We start from the raw sequence: 15905 nt of genomic DNA on the forward strand, positions 1-15905 counted from the left end.
GGACCACGAAAGGGACGGTTTGATGCGACACGGCGGCAGGATTCTCAGCGATCAACTGGTGAAACTCGGCGTGCGGCGGGTGTTCTCCGTGCCGGGCGAAAGCTTTCTGGCCGCCCTCGACGGGCTTTACGACAGCGACATCCAGAACGTCGTCTGCCGTCAGGAAGGTGGTGCCGCCATGATGGCCGAGGCGCATGCCAAGCTGACGGGGCTGCCAGGCGTCTGCTTCGTGACGCGCGGTCCGGGGGCCACGAACGCCAGTGCAGGCGTGCATGTGGCGCGACAGGACAGCACGCCGCTTGTGGTCTTCGTCGGCCAGATCGACAGCGGTCACACCGACCGCGAGACCTTTCAGGAGGTCGACTACAAGGCGATGTTCGGCAGCCTCGCCAAGGGCGTGTTCCAGTGCAATGACACCGCGCGGCTGCCCGAATACATCGCCCGCGCCTTTCGGCTTGCCCTCTCGGGCCGGCCCGGCCCCGTCGTGCTGGCGCTGCCGGAAAACATGCTCAGCGCCAAGGCCGATGTGCCGGATTTCACCGGCACATGGCGCACGCCTGCGGCACCCGCACCCTACCTCTGGGATCACCTCTTGATGCGGCTGGCCGAAGCGAAGGCCCCGCTGATGGTCGTCGGCGGGCCGCACTGGTCGCCGCAGGCCGCCGCGGCGCTGGCGGATTTCGCGACTTCGGCCCGGATTCCCGTCGCGACGGCGTTCCGCCGGCAGGACTACATGGACAACCGTCACGCCTGCTTTGCCGGGGATCTGAACGTCGGCGTGAACCCGCGTTTGGCACAACGGGTGCGCGATGCCGACTGTCTGCTGCTGGTCGGCACGCGGTTCGGCGACATCGAAACGCAGGGCTATACCCTCGTCGACCCCGTGGGTCCGGGCAAGGCGATCCTGCATGTCCACGCCGACGCGGACGAGATCGGTCGCGTCTATGGCCCGACCCTTGGCGTCGTCTGCCCCGGCGACGTGGCAATGCTTTCCCTGCGCGACGCGCTGTCGCGGCAGGACGGATGGACTGGCTGGGCGGAGGCCGTGGCGCCGGCGCGCGCCGACTATGACCACTGGCAAACCCCGGTGGAAAGCCCCGGTGACGTGAAGCAGGAGCAGGTGATCCGCTGGCTGTCGGACAATCTGCCGGTTGACGCGATCCTGACCAATGGGGCCGGCAATTACGCCGCCTGGCTGCACCGCTATTTCACATGGAAGCAGCACGGCACGCAGCTTGCGCCTACGTCGGGGTCGATGGGCTACGGCTTTCCGGCAGCCATCGCCGCGTCATTGGAGCATCCCGACCGCACGGTCGTCTGCCTTGCCGGCGACGGCTGTTTCCAGATGACCTGCAACGAGTTGTCGACCGCCGTGCAGCACGGTGCGGCACCCATCGTCGTCGTGATGAATAACGGGCGTTACGGCACGATCCGCATGCACCAGGAACGCGCCTATCCGGGCCGCGTGTCCGGCACCGTGCTGGCCAACCCGGATTTCGCGGCGCTGGCGTGCGCCTATGGCGGCTTCGGCGCGGTCGTGACCCGGCAGGACCAGTTTGCGGACGTCTTCGCGCAGGCGAGCGGGGCAGGCACCGTCGCCGTGATCGAGGTGCGGCTGGACGCCCGTGTCCTGTCGCCGGGTGCATCGCTGGCATAGTGGGCGATTTGTCCCGAACATCAAAGCAGCCGGGGCTCTGCCCCGGACCCCGGGATATTTTCGACCAGAAGAAGGTCAGACCCTTTGCCAGCAGGTCGCCGTATTCGCCTGCCAGTCGGTGCGGTGCAAAAGGGGGGTGTCGTCGTCGGAGGCGGGTAGGCCGAGGCACAGGTAGGCGGTGAAATCCCAGTCCTTTTGTGCGTTCAAGGTCGCGTGCAGCAGGTCGGGATCAAGGATCGACACCCAACCGACCCCGATGTTGTCCGCCCGCGCCGCAAGCCACAGGCCGTGGATCGCGCAGACGGTCGAAAACGCCAATGTCTGCGGCATGGTCTGGCGGCCAAGGCCATGCCCTTCGCCCGGATCGCGCGCGGTGAAGATCGCCAGATGCACCGGAGCCTCACGAAGCCCCGCCAGCTTTAGCCGGTCGTAGGCGGCGCGGCGGTCGTCGGCATAGTGCGCGGCGGCCTCGGCATTGGCTTCCTCGAAATTCGCGACGACGGCGGCCCGCAGGGTGGGCGAGGCGACCTGCATCACGCGCCAGGGCCGGGCATTGCCGACGGACGGGGCCATGTCCATTGCATCCCGCAACCGGTCCAGCCGGTCCTGCGGAATCGGGTCGGGGCGAAAGTGCCGCACGTCGCGCCGCCAGCGCAGCAGGTTGTCCAACGCGTCGCGGTGGGTGGCGGTCATGCGCATCGGGTCGGACCTTCAGGCACCGTGGGAGGATGCGGTGCGGGTCACCGTGCCGTCAGGCAGCGTGGACGAGACAGAGCCGGGCGGCAGCGTTTCGATGAAGGTGCCGAATAGCGCCAGGCCGCCAGTGTCCGACAGCAGGTCAGCCGAATAGGGTCGGTAGCTGCCATCGCCCACCTCGCGCCGGGCCGTGCCCACCCGGATCAGCACGTCAGAATTCCACGCCGATCTGCGCCTTGATGCCGGACCGGAAAGGATGCTTGACCAGTTCCATTTCGGTCACCAGATCGGCAATCTCGATCAGGTCGTCGTGGGCGTTGCGCCCCGTCAGGACGACGTGGGTCATGGGCGGCTTCTCGTCCCGCAGAAAGGCCACGACCTCTGCGATGTCGACATAGTCGTAACGGATCGCGATGTTGATTTCGTCCAACAGGACCATGGTATTGGTCTCGTCGCGGATCAGCTCCTTGGCCTTGGCCCAGGCGGCCTGCGCCATTTCCGTATCGCGGGATTTGTCCTGCGTTTCCCAGGTAAAGCCTTCGCCCATCGTGTGAAAGGCGCAGATGTCGGTGAATTTCGCCAGGATCAGGTCGCGTTCGCCGGTGCTCATCCCGCCTTTGATGAACTGCACCACGGCGCATTTCATGTCGTGGGCGATGCAGCGAAAGATCATGCCGAAGGCGGCGGAGGACTTGCCCTTGCCCTTGCCGGTATGGACGATCACCAGCCCCTTCTTGTCGGTCTTGGTCGCCATGATCTTGTCGCGTGCGGCCTTCTTCTTGGCCATCTTCATCGCGTGGCGGTCGGGGTCGTCGGTCATGGCATGTCTTTCGTTGCGGGAAGGGGGTGCATCCAGCCAATCGCCTCTACTGCAAAGTCGTGACCTTCGGGCGTCACGGCGTCGGGTTCGTCCAGCAGGGCGGCATAGATGTGCGTTTCATGCGGCTTGTCCGCATAGGCGTAGGATACGGGGCTGCCGCAGGTCGGACAGAACTGCCGCGTCACCCCGGGCGAGGACGCAAAGATCGCGGGCGTTCCGGTCCAGCGCAATTGCCCGTTCGGCACACTGACGAAGGTCGTCATGGGCGAGGCGGTGGCCCGGCGGCAGCTTTCGCAGTGGCAATGCAAGACCCAGTTGAACGGCCGCGTGGCTGCAAAGAGGATTGCACCGCACAGGCAGTGGCCGGTCAATGTGGGTGTGTCGGTCGTGGAGTCCATGCGGAATTAGTAGGCCCCGCTTAACCAGTGTGCAAGCAAGGGTGCCGGAAGTGCGGTCAGCAGCGCGTTCAGGCCCATGCCAATAGCCGCCAATGCACCTGCCGTCTCGCGCACCTAAAATGCCCCGCCGTGCCGATGCCATGGCGTGCGACGCCACAATAGCAAAGCCGCGTGCGGGCGAACAGGATGGCGCCTCTCCCGGCTGCTGACAGACCAGCAAGACGGTCAGATGTGCGATCAGGCGTCGACCGCGCGGGCAAAGGTGATGGCGGTCGGCCTGTCGAATCTCGGGTGCGCCGTCCGTGCGACCTCTTCAAAGCCCATCGCGGCAAAGGCCGCATGGTTGCCCGTCAGCTTGACCCGAACCTGCAGGGTCACGCTGGGCAGACCCAGCGCGCGGGCGCGGTCCACCGCCTTGTCCACCAGCACACGGGCCAGCCCCTGGCCCTGCGCCGCCTGCGCCACCGCCAGCTTGCCCAGGTAAAGCGTGTCGGCCTGCGGCGTCAGCACTACGCAGGCCAGAGGAGGTGCGCCGATGGCCCAGACCTCGACCGTCGGCATGTCAAGATCGGCCAGCGTCAGGCGGTGCATCGACGACGGCGGATCGATCCGCCCGTCCATTCCGGCAAAGGCGGTGCGGATCAGCGCGAGCACATGGCCAAGCGCCGGATCGCCCGACGTCAGGCGGCGCGGTGCATCACCTGTGGCGGGATTGCACGAGGTTTCGAAAATTGTCGTCAAATGTTGGCCCTTGGCCAGAATATCATGGAACGCAAAGCGTCTATCTCGCATTGGATCACAACCGCGTAGTCCCTGAAAGCCCGTCCCATGCGTCTCTTCGTCATTTGCGTTTTCACCTGTTACATCGCCACTGCTGCCCTGGCTGCCGGCCTCTGATCCATCGTTGGTCGAACTTCTTCTGGTAGGGCGCGCGTGCTCCACGCGGGCTTGACGAAACCAGGTTCAAGGGTGCCTAAAGCAGTCCCGCGATCCGGGCCCGGGCAGAGTTCGACTTGGGTGACCATAGCCCCCGGTCGATGGCTTCCTGAAGCCGCTGGGCAATCTCGCGCAGGGCCGGGGCGTTCACATCGGCGATGAAGTCGCGGGTGTGGTCGTCGGCCAGCACGGCCTCTTCGACCAAATCGAAATGGTGGTTGCGCACGGCCCCCGTCGTGGCGGCAAAGGCGAACAGGTAATCGACCGTCGCCGCGATCTCGAACGCGCCCTTGTAGCCGTGCCGCTTGACGCCCGCGATCCATTTCGGGTTCACCACGCGGGACCGCACAACGCGGCCGATCTCGTCCTCCAACGTGCGGATGACAGGGCGTTCGGGGCGCGAATGGTCATTGTGATAGATCGGCCGGTTCTGCCCCTGCAATGTGGCGACCGCCGCCGCAGCACCGCCCTCGAACTGGTAGTAGTCGTCGGAATCGAGCAGGTCGTGTTCGCGGTTGTCCTGATTCTGGACGATGGCCTCGGTCTGGGACAGCCGCGCCTCGAACGCCGGGCGCGCGGCGCGGCCCTCCGCATCGGCCCCGTAAGCGTAGCTGCCCCAGGTCAGATAGGCTTCGGCCAGATCGGCGCGGTCCGACCAGAGCCGTTCGTCGATCATCGCCTGAAGGCCCGCACCATAGGCCCCCGGTTTCGACCCGAAGACCCGCGCACCGTCCTCGCCCGCGCGGGTCCGGGCGGCGGCGGGGTTGATGTCGGCGGGTTCATCCAGCGCCTGCACCGCCCGCGCGGCACCGTCCAACAGCGCGATCGGCTGCGGAAAGGCGTCGCGGAAGAAACCCGAGATGCGCAGGGTCACATCGACCCGTGGGCGACCCAGTGTCGTGGCAGGGATGACGGTGAAGCCGGTGACGCGGCGGTTGGCGGAATCCCAAGTCGGCTTCACCCCCATCAGGGCCAATGCCTGCGCGATGTCGTCGCCGCCGGTGCGCATGTTGGCCGTGCCCCAGGCGGTGATCAACAGGCTGCGCGGCCAGTCGCCGTGGGTCTGCAGATGCGCGTCCAGCAGCAGGTTCGCGGATTTCCAGCCCAGCGTCCAGGCGGTCGGCGTCGGCACGGCCCGACTGTCGACGGAGTAGAAGTTGCGCCCCGTGGGCAGCGTGTCGAGACGTCCGCGCGTCGGTGCGCCGGACGGACCCGGCGGGATCGCGCGACCGTCGAGGGCCTGCAGGAAGAAGCGGCCTTCGTCAGGCCCGCAGGCGGCGACGGCGGGGCGGATGCGCTGGGCGATCTCGTGCAGGACGGCGGCGCTCTTCGGTCCCGGTGGTCCCTCATCGCAGCGGAGCAGCCGTTGCGACAGCGCCTCCAGCCGTTCGACCGTGTCACCGTTGCTGCGCCAGCCCTTCGCGTCGCCAAGGGCGGCGGGCTTTTCCGCAGCGGGGGCCGCCATGTCGCAGTCCAGCGGGTCGAGTGTGAGGCCAAGATCCTGCGCCAGTGCCCGCAACAACGACGCATTCGCGCCTTTGCCGTCACCGCGCGGCACCCGGGCCAGTGCAATGGCGAGGTCGATTTCCTGTTGTCCCGCGGGGCTTTGACCGAAGATGTGCAATCCGTCCCGGATCTGCGCTTCTTTCAGGTCGCACAGGTAGGCGTCGAGCTTTGCAAGGTCCGTGTCGTCGCCCGCCAGCCCCGCGTCCTGCGCAAGTCTTGTCGTGTCCGACAGCGCCAGGATCTGGTCGCGCAGGTGCGTCAGGCGGCGCGGGTCGAGGCCCGCGGCCTCGTAGTACTCATCGACCAGCGCCTCCAGATCGCGCATCGGGCCGTAGGATTCCGCACGCGTCAACGGCGGAGTCAGGTGGTCGACGATGACGGCAGAGGTGCGCCGCTTGGCCTGCGTCCCTTCGCCGGGGTCGTTGACGATGAACGGATAGATGTGGGGCATCGGGCCAAGGGCGACCTCGGGCCAGCAGGTCTCTGACAGGGCCAGCGCCTTGCCGGGCAGCCATTCGAGGTTGCCATGCTTGCCCATGTGGACGATGGCATGCGCCCCCCAGTGGTGCCTGATCCAGACGTAGAACGCGAGGTAGTTGTGCGGCGGCACGAGGTCGGGGGAATGATAGGTCTCGGTCGGGTCGATGTTGTAGCCGCGCGCGGGTTGCAGGGCGACGATGGCATTGCCGAAGCGGTGAATCGACAGCTTGAAGCCGTAGGATGCCTCTGGCAGGAGTTTATCTTGCCAGATGAATGGATCGTCCTCGGGTTGGCCCCACCGTGTTATGATCTGATTTTTCACGTCCCAGGGCAGCGCTTCGAAGTGCTGCCTGTAGACGGCGAGGGGCAGGACCTCTCCTCCTGCCGTGTCGGCGCGGTCGGTCAGCCAGTTCGTCGGGCCGGCCATCATCGTGTCCATCAGCGTCCGGGCGCAGGCCGGGGGCGTCGTCGCATAGCCTGCCTGCGTCAGCAGGTTGAGCACGTGGACGGTCGCTGCGGGCGTGTCGAGGCCGACGCCGTTCGCCAGGCGCCCGTCCTTGTTGGGGTAATTGGCGAGGATCAGGGCGACCTTGCGTTCGGCGGGGGCGGTCCGGCGCAGGCGGCACCAGTTGGCTACCAGTTGCACGACAAAGTCGACGCGGTCGCCGATCGCCTGATAGGTCGTGATCGGGCATTCGGTCGCCGCGTCGTAGAAGGCGGCCCCCTTGAAGCTGACTGCGCGGGTCAGAATTCGACCGTCGACCTCTGGCAGGGCCACGTTCATCGCGATGTCGCGGGCGGACAGGCCCTGCGGCGACGCGGCCCATGCCGCCTCTGACCCGCCGGACAGGACCACCTGAAAGACCGGCGCGTCGTTGGCCAGCAGCGGGTTGTCGGGGCTATCGTCGCCGTCATGGGGCGATCCGACGGCAAAGGCGGTCGCGTTTAGGATCGCGTCGGGCGGGGCCTGCCGCAGAAGTTCGGTCAGCGTCGCCGCCGACAGGGGGTCCTTGAGCGAGGCCACGAAGATCGGCAGCGCGTTCAGGCCGGACCGCGCCAGCGACCGCACCAGTCGATTGATCGGCGCAAGGCCGCCGCCCTGCACCAGCGCGCGGTAGAAGACGATGGGAACCACCGGCGCGCCATCGGTCCAGGCCGCCTGCGCCGTGGCAAGGTCGGACAACCCGGCACCGGGCCAGTAGACGCCCGCGCGCAACAAGGGGCTGGGGCCGGCAGGGCGGTCGGTGTCGTCCGCGATGGCCCTTGCGCAGGCCAGGAACTGCACCGTGTTCTGCGGACCGCCTTCGACCAGATAGGACCAGAGCGCGTCGTAATCTGCGTCCGTTACCGTGGACAACCCGCGCAGGTCCGGGTCGTCGCGGTCGTCGCCGGGCAAAAAGGCGACCCTGACCCCGGCCTCCCGCAAGCGTGCCGCATATTGGGTGACGCCGTAATTCCAGTAGCCGATGCCGCCCAGCACCCGCGCGATCACCAGACGGGACCGCGTGGCGCATGCGTCCAGATGCATGTCCACCGACACCGGGTGTTGCAGGTGCATCAGGTTCAGCAGGCGCAGGGATGGCGCATCCGACATCGCGGCCCGCGCCTCTGACAGGGCGGCGAGTTCCGTGTCGGCGGCCGAGATCACGACCACGTCGGCGGGCGTCTGCCCCGGATCGACCGGTTCCGTCCCGTCGGGGATCGCATTCGCGCTGGCGGCCAGCAGGTGCATCACGCTTGACCTTTCGCGCCAAAAGGCCACATGGGGAGGCCACACCACGCAGGGGGACCAGACTCATGGACTACGGCAAGCAGGGAACACCGAAAATGGCGAAAAAAGGCCCCGGGCATCACGAGCACAACCAGTATGGCAGCGACAGGACTCCGTTCGGGTCGCGCCCCTCGAAAGAGGAACTGCTGTCGCGCATGAAGAAGGGTCAGGGCAAGACCGATCTGGACAAGCCCAGCGATCCCGCCGACGACACCGCCACGGACGAAGCGAAGGGCAAGAACATCCAGGGCCGCGAAGACCTGCCCGATTGAGCCTGCTGGCGTCACAGACGCTTTTCCATGAAGACAGAATGTGGTCCTTCGACATAGTCGCCGAACGGGCCGCAGATCGTAAAGCCGTGCCGCTGATAAAGCCGGTGCGCCGGGAACAGGTCGTCGCCGGTTTCCAGCTTCATGACGCCCAGCCCCTGCGCGCGGGCCTCGTCCTCCAGCGTCGTCATCAGGGCAGCACCGGTGCCGGTTCCGCGCGCGTCGGGATGCACGAACATCGACTTGATTTCCCCGAAGTCGCCTTGGTTTGCAAGGGCTGCACAGCCCAAGGCTTCGCCGTCGCGATCCGCGACGAAAAAGCTGATGTGCGGTGCCGCGAGCTGGTCGGGGTTCAGCGCAAAGCTGTGTTCCGGCGCGTATAGCGACGCCAGAAAGGCGTGGCTGGCGTTCAGCAGCGCCAACCCCTCGGCCGATCGCGGATCGGCCAGATCGACCGTGATCGTCATGCCTGCAAGGCCGCCCGGATCGCGGTCTGATCGAGGCCGGCCTCACCGATGACGACCAGTCGGGCGCCGCGCGGGGTCTGACCCAGCGGTTGGTCGAAGTAGTGATCGACGCGCGGCCCGACCGCCTGGACCGTCAGGCGCATCGGCTTGCCCGCGACCGATGTGAAGCCTTTCAGCCGCAGGATGTCGTGGGCGCGGATCACCTGGGTCAGGTGCGCGGCAAAGGCGGCAGGGTCCGCGATCTCTGCCCGGTCAACGACGAAGCTTTCGAATTCATCATGTCCGTGCTCGTGGTGATCGTCGTCATGATCGTCCTCATCGTCGTCGTCATGATGGTGGTGGTGATGCACCTCGTGGCGGGCATCCAGATCGCCCTCGGCCCCGATACCCTGACCGAGCAGTACGTCGACGGGCAGTTCGCCCATGCTCGTGCGGATCACCTGCACGCCCGGACGTGCCTCGGCCTTCAGGCGCTCGGCCAGATCGGAGGCCGCCTTGGGGTCCATCAGGTCGGTCTTGTTGATGACGATCATATCCGCGCAGGCGATCTGATCCTCGAACAGTTCCGACAACGGCGTTTCGTGGTCAAGGCCATCGTCCGCGGCGCGTTGCGCGTCCACGGCGGCAACGTCATGGGCGAAACGCCCTTCGGTCACGGCAAGGCCGTCCACCACGGTCACGACGCCGTCGACCGTCACGCGGGTGGCGAGGCCGGGCCAGTTGAACGCACGCACCAGCGGTTGCGGCAGGGCGAGGCCCGACGTCTCGATCACGATGTGATCGGGCGGCGGCGTGCGGACCAGCAGCGCCTCCATCGTCGGGATGAAATCATCGGCCACGGTGCAGCAGATGCAGCCGTTCGACAGTTCGACGATGTCCTCCGCGGCGCAGACATCGCTGTCGCAGCCTTTCAGGATGTCGCCGTCGACACCAAGGTCGCCGAATTCGTTGATGATCAACGCGATGCGCTTGCCTTGGGCATTCTGCAGCATGTGGCGGATCAAGGTGGTCTTGCCGGCACCCAGAAAGCCGGTGACGACGGTGGCGGGAATTTTCGCGGCCATGATGAAACTCGTTCTGTCAAAGGGATGCGGGCCAGAACCTCACGGCTCCGGCCCGGCGTCATGCAGGTGTCAGGCGATCAGCCGTAGACGCGGGCGTCCAGCAGAGGCGAACCCTGTGCCTTCAGCCGCTTGGCGACGGCCAACACGGCCAGATCAACCAGCGGTTCCAGCAGGACGACGGTCATGTAGGCCGCCCCGAAGGTGCCAAGCGACGCCAGCGTGGCGACGCTGGCCCCTTCGCCCCACATCACCCAGAACGCGACCCATGCGACGACGCCGGCCTGATAGGTGACCGACAGCTTCAGCGCCTGCGTGTAGGTCAGATCGACGTAGGCCGTGCCTTTGGCGACGACGGCCTTGGTGACCACGTGCAGCGCCAGCAACGGCACCAGCAGCGTGGTGACGTTCATGCCGTATTGCGGCAGGTCGGTGGGGGCCATGAACAGCCCTTGCAGCAGCAGACCCAGCGCCAGACCCACTGCGGCGGGGGCCGTGCCCAGCATCAGCAGCAGGGTTGACCCGAGGATCAGGTGAACTTCGGACGGGCCGACGGCAAAGTGCGGCAGCAGTTCGAAGAACACCACCGTCGCGGCGGTCGCCATCGCGGATCGTGCCATCAGGGACGCTGCCCCGCGCTGCACGAGGTTTTCCCAGACCATCTTGGCCGAGAGTGTGGCGGCACCCGCAGCTGTCACGCTGCCAAGAGCCAGTTTGGCGCCAGTTACGACGCCCGGTTCGATATGCATGTCTCTCTCCTGTTCCCGTCACACCCGACGGGGTTGGTTTCATCATGCAGGGCCGGTCTCCTGGCTTGCGGCTCGTGCACGGGACGTCGCCTTCCCGGTTTCCCAATCGCTTGGTGCGCCAGTGGCATTTCGACGTCACGCTCACCGCTTACAGTCGCGGGGGCGGCTGTGGCACAAGGCCTCCTGCAACAGGATCGGCCCCTTCCACATTCCCAGTTTCATCCCCGGCGCTTTGCGCCTTCTTGGGGAACCTTGCCCTCCCTTTGTGCGCCCCGCCCGGCTGCGGCGTCAAGCCCCGGACTGCCCCGAGATCGGTCGCAGGACGCACGTGCGACGTCGCATTTTCGTATCACGGAAATAATCGCGCACGGTATCGCGCTGATCGAAGGGCAGGCTGTCCCAGTCGGCCCAGCCGCAGGCATGACCCAGCACTTCGGCCATGCGATCCATCGCCGCCGTGCTGGGCACGCCTTTCAGCGTCACCTCTTGCCCCGGCACATGGGCAATCGCATTCAACGGGTTGTCGGTGCGTTCCTTCACCATCTGGATCATCGGGTTGCGGTCGATGATGAACTCCGAATCGATCAGGATCAGCTTTGGCCGCAGTTGCGTGACCTTCGCCAACAGGCCGTAATGGTCCATGACGTGATAAAAGATGCCGAACAGCGCCACGACGTCGAAGGTCTCTTCGGCCGCGATCCGCGTGTCGAGGTCGCGGTAGATGTCGGCACAGACCAGCGTCACTCGTCGGTGCAGCGCGTCCTGGGGATACAGCGCAAAGCGGTCGACAAGCTCCGGCCGCGGTTCGACCCCCACGACCTCTGCGGCATGTTCGGCCAGAGCATAGCTCCACCGGCCATCGTGGTCGGCCAGATCCAGCACCCGCGCGCCCGCAAGCTCTGCGCTGAAGGGAGTCACGATCCGTTCGTGACGGCGCTTCATCCGCGTCACCATGTCGGGCGTGTAACCGTCCAGATCGTGCAGGAAATCGAAGAACGCCATCATGCCTCGCCAGTCATTTCCCCAGACCTAGCACCGGAGCGTTAAAATAGCTTCGCCTTGCGTTAACCTTTTGGAAAGGCGTGACACGCTGGCTGTCATCGCAACATCTTGTGGATAAGCGTGCCATGCCACCGCAGATGCGGTGCCGCGCAGTTGACTCGCACCGCGTCGCGGCGGCATTCTTCTGCCTCAGGGAATCATAAGGGCGTCGCCCCATGCGTTTCACCAGGCTGCGCCTGAACGGCTTCAAGAGCTTCGTCGACCCCACCGATCTGCTGATCGCCGAGGGTCTGACCGGTGTGGTCGGCCCGAACGGCTGCGGCAAGTCCAACCTGCTGGAGGCCCTGCGCTGGGTCATGGGCGAAAACCGCCCCACCGCGATGCGTGGCGGCGGGATGGAAGACGTGATCTTTGCCGGGACCGCGACCCGCCCCGCACGGAACTTTGCCGAGGTGGCGCTGATCGTCGACAACGGTGAACGGCTGGCTCCGGCGGCGTTCAACGACAGCGACACGCTCGACATCACGCGCCGGATCACCCGCGACGCCGGGTCGGCCTACAAGGTCGGCACCAAGGACGTGCGCGCCCGCGACGTGCAGATGCTCTTCGCCGATGCCTCGACAGGTGCCCATTCCCCCGCACTGGTGCGGCAGGGGCAGATCAGCGAACTCATCAACGCCAAACCCACCAGCCGCCGCCGGATCCTGGAAGAAGCCGCCGGAATCAGCGGCCTCTATCAGCGCCGTCACGAGGCAGAGCTGAAGCTGAAGGGGGCCGAACAGAACCTGGCCCGCGTCGACGACGTGATCGGTCAGTTAGCCACACAGCTTGGCACGCTGGCCCGGCAGGCCCGGCAGGCGGCGCGCTACCGCGAGATCGGGACGGCCCTGCGGCAGGCCGAAGGCGTGCTGCTGTATCGGCGCTGGCATGACGCCGATGCTGCCCTGACCGTGGCCGAGGCCGAGGTCCGCAGCCGCACGCTGACCGCCGTGCAGGCGGAGCGTGCCGCAAGCGAGGCCGCCGCCCGTCGCGCGGCTGCCGACGACGCCCTGCCGCCCCTGCGCGAGGAAGAGGCGATCGCCGCCGCCGTCGTGCAGCGTCTGCTGGTGCAGCGCGACCAGCTGGCCGATCAGGAGGCCGCCGCCCGCGCCACCATCGACACCCTGAACCGGCGCATCGACCAGTTGACCCGCGACATCGCACGCGAGGCGAGCCTGAACGCCGACGCCGAGGACACGATCCAGCGTCTGACCTGGGAAGCGACCGAGATCGGCAAGGCGGGGCTCGGCCACGCCGACGCACTTTCTGCCGCGCAGGACGCTGCGACCGAAGCGGCAGAGGTGCTGGCCCAGCGTGAACAGGATCTTGGCCAGTTGACCGAGGATGTCGCCCGCCTGTCCGCCCGCCACCAGTCCGCACAACGGCTGCTGGACGACACCACCCGCACCGCCGACCGGGCCGAGGCCGAGGCCGACCGCGCCCGCAGCGCGATGGTCGCCGCCGCGACCGCCCGCGACGCCGCAGAATCGGCCTTTGCCGCTGCGACCGAGGCCGAAAAGGTCGCCACCGCGACCGCCGCGCACGCCGAGGAAACCCTGCTTGAAACCGAAGCCGCCCGCGCCGCGACGCAGGGCCGCGAAAGCGACGCCCGCGCGCTGCGGTCTGCCGCCGAGGGTGAGGCGAACGCGCTCCGGTCCGAGGTCGCCGCCCTGTCGCGCATGGTCGACCGGGACGCGGGCGAAGGCGGGCAGGTGCTGGACCTGCTGACCGTCGCGCGAGGCTACGAGGCGGCGCTTGGGGCCGCCCTGGCCGATGATCTGAAGGCCCCCGCCATCGGCAAGGCGGACCCGTCGGGCTGGGTCGCCTTGCCCCGCTACGCCACCTCTCAGCCTTTGCCCGAAGGTGTGCGGCCCCTGTCCGACGTCGTGAACGTGCCCGACGTGCTGGCACGACGCATCGCGCAGGTGGGGCTGGTGGACGCCGCCGATGGATCGCGCCTTCAGGCCGATCTGCTGCCGGGCCAACGTCTTGTTTCGCAGGCGGGCGACCTCTGGCGCTGGGACGGCTTTCGCGCCGGAGCCGCCGACGCGCCATCCGCCGCGGCCCTGCGCCTGCAGCAGTTGAACCGCCTGGCCGACCTGCGCGGCGATCTCGAACAGGCCGAAGCCGCCGCGCGCGAGGCCGTGGCGGCGCATGACGCCCTGACCGCCCGTTTGGCCGCCTTGACCGAGGCCGACCAGATCGCGCGCCACGCCCGCCGCAATGCCGATGCCCGCGTGGCCGAGGCGCAGCGCGCCGCCAGTCGCGCCGAGGCCGACCGCAACCTTGCGACGGGCAAGCTCGAATCACTGGAAATGGCTGTCCGGCGTCATGTTGAGGAAGCCGAAAGCGCGCGCGCGCAGATGAAGGACGCCGCCGCCGCACAGGCGGGACTCGCAGATCTTGCCACCGCCCGCGCCACCGTCGACGACATCCGCATGACGGTCGAGGCGGCGCGCATGACCATGATCGCCCGCCGTGCCGCATCCGATGAACTGCGCCGCACCGGAGAGGCGCGGTTGAAGCGCAGTCAGGAGATCACGAAAGAACTGTCCGGCTGGCGCCTGCGCCTCGATACCGCCAGCCAGCGCAGCAACGAACTGGCGGCCCGCAAGGATGCCTCCGCGGCGGAACTGGAAGAGGCGATGGCTGTCCCCGCGCGGATCGCGGAGACGCACGAACAGCTTTCCGACAGCATCGACGGGGCAGAGGCGCGGCGCGGTGCCGCTGCCGATGCGCTGACCCTTGGCGAGACCGCGTTGCGCGACGCGACGCTGGCCGAGCGTGAAGCGGAACGCGCGGCCTCTGACGCGCGAGAGGCGCGGGCCAGGTCCGAGGCGCGGGGCGACGCAGCCAAGGACGCGGTCACGGCAGCCGTGGCCCGGATGATGGAGGACCGCGAGGTCGGGCCGGAGACGCTCTTCGCATCGCTTCGCATTGCGATCGACACGCTGCCCGATGCGGACCGGGTCGAGGTCGAGATCGCGGGCCACCGCCGCCAGCGCGACGCGCTGGGCGCCGTGAACCTGCGGGCCGAGGAGGACGCGGCAGAGGTGCAGACCGAGCACGATACGCTTGTCACCGAAAAGGACGACCTGGAGGGTGCGATCGCCGCGTTGCGGTCTGGCATCGCGGGGCTGAACAAGGAAGGCCGCGAACGCCTGTTGACTGCGTTCGAGCAGGTGAATGCCAACTTCTCGACCCTGTTCCGCAGCCTGTTCGGTGGCGGCGAGGCGCGTCTGGTGCTGGTGGAAAGCGACGACCCGCTGGACGCGGGGCTGGAGATCATGTGCCAGCCGCCGGGCAAGAAGCTGTCGACCCTCAGCCTGTTGTCGGGCGGGGAACAGACGCTGACCGCGATGGCGCTGATCTTTGCGGTGTTCCTGGCCAACCCTGCCCCGATCTGTGTGCTGGACGAGGTCGATGCGCCGCTGGACGACGCCAACGTGACCCGCTTTTGCGACCTGCTGGACGAGATGACCCGCCGCACCGACACGCGGTTCCTGATCATCACGCACCACGCGGTGACGATGAGCCGGATGGACCGCCTGTTCGGCGTCACGATGGGCGAACAGGGTGTCAGCCAGCTCGTCTCCGTCGATCTGAAGAAGGCGGAGGCGATGGTCGCGTGAAGGACCTGAGCGGGCGCTGGATCGGCCGCTACGACTATGCCAGCCGTGTCCTGCCCGCCGTGGCCTTCGAGGTGGAGTTGGTCGAGGACCGGGGCGATCTGGCGGGAATGATCACGGAGCCGAACGGGTTTCGCAGCGATCGCGGGGCGACCCTGCGGGCGCGGTTGATCGGCGGGCGGGACGGGGCGGAGGTGCGTTTCGTGAAATACTACGTCGGCTTCGATCAGGACGACGATCCGCATTACGCAGGCCGGGTGAATGACGCCCTGTCCCGGATCGAGGGCCTGTGGCATTTCCCGACCGTCGGCGGGGCCGGGGGCCGGTTCGTGATGACACGGGAACGCGCGCAGATCGCGACGCGGGTGCGGCGCATGGAGGCTGTTCGCTGACGCCGTGCAGCGCTGTTGACCCTGCGGGCCAAG

The 15905-nt window shown here is 67.2% G+C and carries 14 protein-coding genes and 1 riboswitch; of the genes, 4 read left to right on the forward strand and 10 right to left on the reverse strand.

What is annotated here, in order from left to right; genetic code table 11:
- Positions 1-22: 22 nt before the first annotated feature.
- On the forward strand, positions 23-1657 hold the full coding sequence (locus tag ACOI1H_RS00200) for a thiamine pyrophosphate-binding protein (protein WP_422434693.1): 1635 nt from the start codon (positions 23-25) through the stop codon (positions 1655-1657).
- 75 nt (positions 1658-1732) lie between these two features.
- Here the strand turns inward: ACOI1H_RS00200 and bluB are convergent, their stop codons facing one another.
- The 6 genes from bluB to cobN all read right to left on the reverse strand — a co-directional run bounded on the left by bluB (position 1733) and on the right by cobN (position 8225).
- Positions 1733-2356 (reverse strand): 5,6-dimethylbenzimidazole synthase, encoded by a 624-nt coding sequence (gene bluB / locus ACOI1H_RS00205; protein ID WP_422434694.1) that lies wholly within the window; start codon positions 2354-2356, stop codon positions 1733-1735.
- Positions 2357-2368: 12 nt separating this feature from the next.
- Complete coding sequence (locus tag ACOI1H_RS00210) at positions 2369-2563, reverse strand: hypothetical protein (RefSeq protein WP_422434695.1); 195 nt, start codon at positions 2561-2563, stop codon at positions 2369-2371.
- A 1-nt stretch (position 2564) separates the two neighbouring features.
- A complete protein-coding gene (gene cobO, locus ACOI1H_RS00215; protein ID WP_422434696.1) occupies positions 2565-3173 on the reverse strand; it encodes a cob(I)yrinic acid a,c-diamide adenosyltransferase in 609 nt (202 codons plus the stop codon).
- Entirely contained in the window at positions 3170-3571 is a 402-nt protein-coding gene (locus tag ACOI1H_RS00220) for a GFA family protein (RefSeq protein WP_422434697.1), read from the reverse strand. The genes cobO and ACOI1H_RS00220 overlap by 4 nt, the downstream gene beginning before the upstream one ends.
- 237 nt (positions 3572-3808) lie before the next feature.
- Entirely contained in the window at positions 3809-4255 is a 447-nt protein-coding gene (locus ACOI1H_RS00225; RefSeq protein ID WP_422434769.1) for a GNAT family N-acetyltransferase, read from the reverse strand.
- 289 nt (positions 4256-4544) lie between these two features.
- Positions 4545-8225, reverse strand: a complete 3681-nt coding sequence (cobN, locus tag ACOI1H_RS00230) for a cobaltochelatase subunit CobN (RefSeq protein WP_422434770.1) — start codon at positions 8223-8225, stop codon at positions 4545-4547.
- Between the two features lie 65 nt (positions 8226-8290).
- Between cobN and ACOI1H_RS00235 the strand changes: the two genes are divergently transcribed.
- Positions 8291-8536 carry a hypothetical protein gene (locus tag ACOI1H_RS00235; RefSeq protein ID WP_422434698.1) on the forward strand — a complete coding sequence of 82 codons (246 nt, stop codon included), beginning with the start codon at positions 8291-8293 and terminating at the stop codon, positions 8534-8536.
- Between the two features lie 11 nt (positions 8537-8547).
- Here ACOI1H_RS00235 and ACOI1H_RS00240 read toward each other — a convergent pair whose 3' ends face one another.
- The 4 genes from ACOI1H_RS00240 to ACOI1H_RS00255 all read right to left on the reverse strand — a co-directional run bounded on the left by ACOI1H_RS00240 (position 8548) and on the right by ACOI1H_RS00255 (position 11815).
- Positions 8548-9000 (reverse strand): GNAT family N-acetyltransferase, encoded by a 453-nt coding sequence (locus ACOI1H_RS00240; RefSeq protein WP_422434699.1) that lies wholly within the window; start codon positions 8998-9000, stop codon positions 8548-8550.
- Positions 8997-10064 (reverse strand): cobalamin biosynthesis protein CobW, encoded by a 1068-nt coding sequence (gene cobW, locus ACOI1H_RS00245; RefSeq protein ID WP_422434700.1) that lies wholly within the window; start codon positions 10062-10064, stop codon positions 8997-8999. The genes ACOI1H_RS00240 and cobW overlap by 4 nt, the downstream gene beginning before the upstream one ends.
- Before the next feature lie 77 nt (positions 10065-10141).
- Entirely contained in the window at positions 10142-10810 is a 669-nt protein-coding gene (locus ACOI1H_RS00250) for an energy-coupling factor ABC transporter permease (protein ID WP_422434701.1), read from the reverse strand.
- Between the two features lie 33 nt (positions 10811-10843).
- Positions 10844-11080: riboswitch (cobalamin riboswitch) on the reverse strand.
- 18 nt (positions 11081-11098) lie between these two features.
- Positions 11099-11815: a class I SAM-dependent methyltransferase gene (locus ACOI1H_RS00255; protein WP_422434702.1), complete on the reverse strand. Its 717-nt coding sequence runs from the start codon at positions 11813-11815 to the stop codon at positions 11099-11101.
- 212 nt (positions 11816-12027) lie between these two features.
- Here ACOI1H_RS00255 and smc point away from each other — a divergent pair, with 212 nt between their 5' ends.
- Positions 12028-15483 carry a chromosome segregation protein SMC gene (gene smc, locus ACOI1H_RS00260; protein WP_422434703.1) on the forward strand — a complete coding sequence of 1152 codons (3456 nt, stop codon included), beginning with the start codon at positions 12028-12030 and terminating at the stop codon, positions 15481-15483.
- Entirely contained in the window at positions 15480-15872 is a 393-nt protein-coding gene (locus ACOI1H_RS00265; RefSeq protein WP_422434704.1) for a hypothetical protein, read from the forward strand. The genes smc and ACOI1H_RS00265 overlap by 4 nt, the downstream gene beginning before the upstream one ends.
- Positions 15873-15905: the final 33 nt, after the last annotated feature.

The sequence above is a fragment of the Loktanella sp. DJP18 genome (assembly GCF_049310965.1).
Taxonomy (GTDB): Bacteria; Pseudomonadota; Alphaproteobacteria; order Rhodobacterales; family Rhodobacteraceae; genus Loktanella.

Excerpts from the sequence above, each read along its gene's own strand:
- cobW (WP_422434700.1), bottom strand. The coding sequence starts at position 10,064 with ATGGCCGCGAAAATTCCCGCCACCGTCGTCACCGGCTTTCTGGGTGCC.
- ACOI1H_RS00235 (WP_422434698.1), top strand. The coding sequence starts at position 8,291 with ATGGACTACGGCAAGCAGGGAACACCGAAAATGGCGAAAAAAGGCCCC.
- ACOI1H_RS00250 (WP_422434701.1), bottom strand. The coding sequence starts at position 10,810 with ATGCATATCGAACCGGGCGTCGTAACTGGCGCCAAACTGGCTCTTGGC.
- bluB (WP_422434694.1), bottom strand. The coding sequence starts at position 2,356 with ATGCGCATGACCGCCACCCACCGCGACGCGTTGGACAACCTGCTGCGC.
- ACOI1H_RS00255 (WP_422434702.1), bottom strand. The coding sequence starts at position 11,815 with ATGATGGCGTTCTTCGATTTCCTGCACGATCTGGACGGTTACACGCCC.
- ACOI1H_RS00220 (WP_422434697.1), bottom strand. The coding sequence starts at position 3,571 with ATGGACTCCACGACCGACACACCCACATTGACCGGCCACTGCCTGTGC.
- cobN (WP_422434770.1), bottom strand. The coding sequence starts at position 8,225 with ATGCACCTGCTGGCCGCCAGCGCGAATGCGATCCCCGACGGGACGGAA.
- ACOI1H_RS00200 (WP_422434693.1), top strand. The coding sequence starts at position 23 with ATGCGACACGGCGGCAGGATTCTCAGCGATCAACTGGTGAAACTCGGC.
- cobO (WP_422434696.1), bottom strand. The coding sequence starts at position 3,173 with ATGACCGACGACCCCGACCGCCACGCGATGAAGATGGCCAAGAAGAAG.
- smc (WP_422434703.1), top strand. The coding sequence starts at position 12,028 with ATGCGTTTCACCAGGCTGCGCCTGAACGGCTTCAAGAGCTTCGTCGAC.
- ACOI1H_RS00240 (WP_422434699.1), bottom strand. The coding sequence starts at position 9,000 with ATGACGATCACGGTCGATCTGGCCGATCCGCGATCGGCCGAGGGGTTG.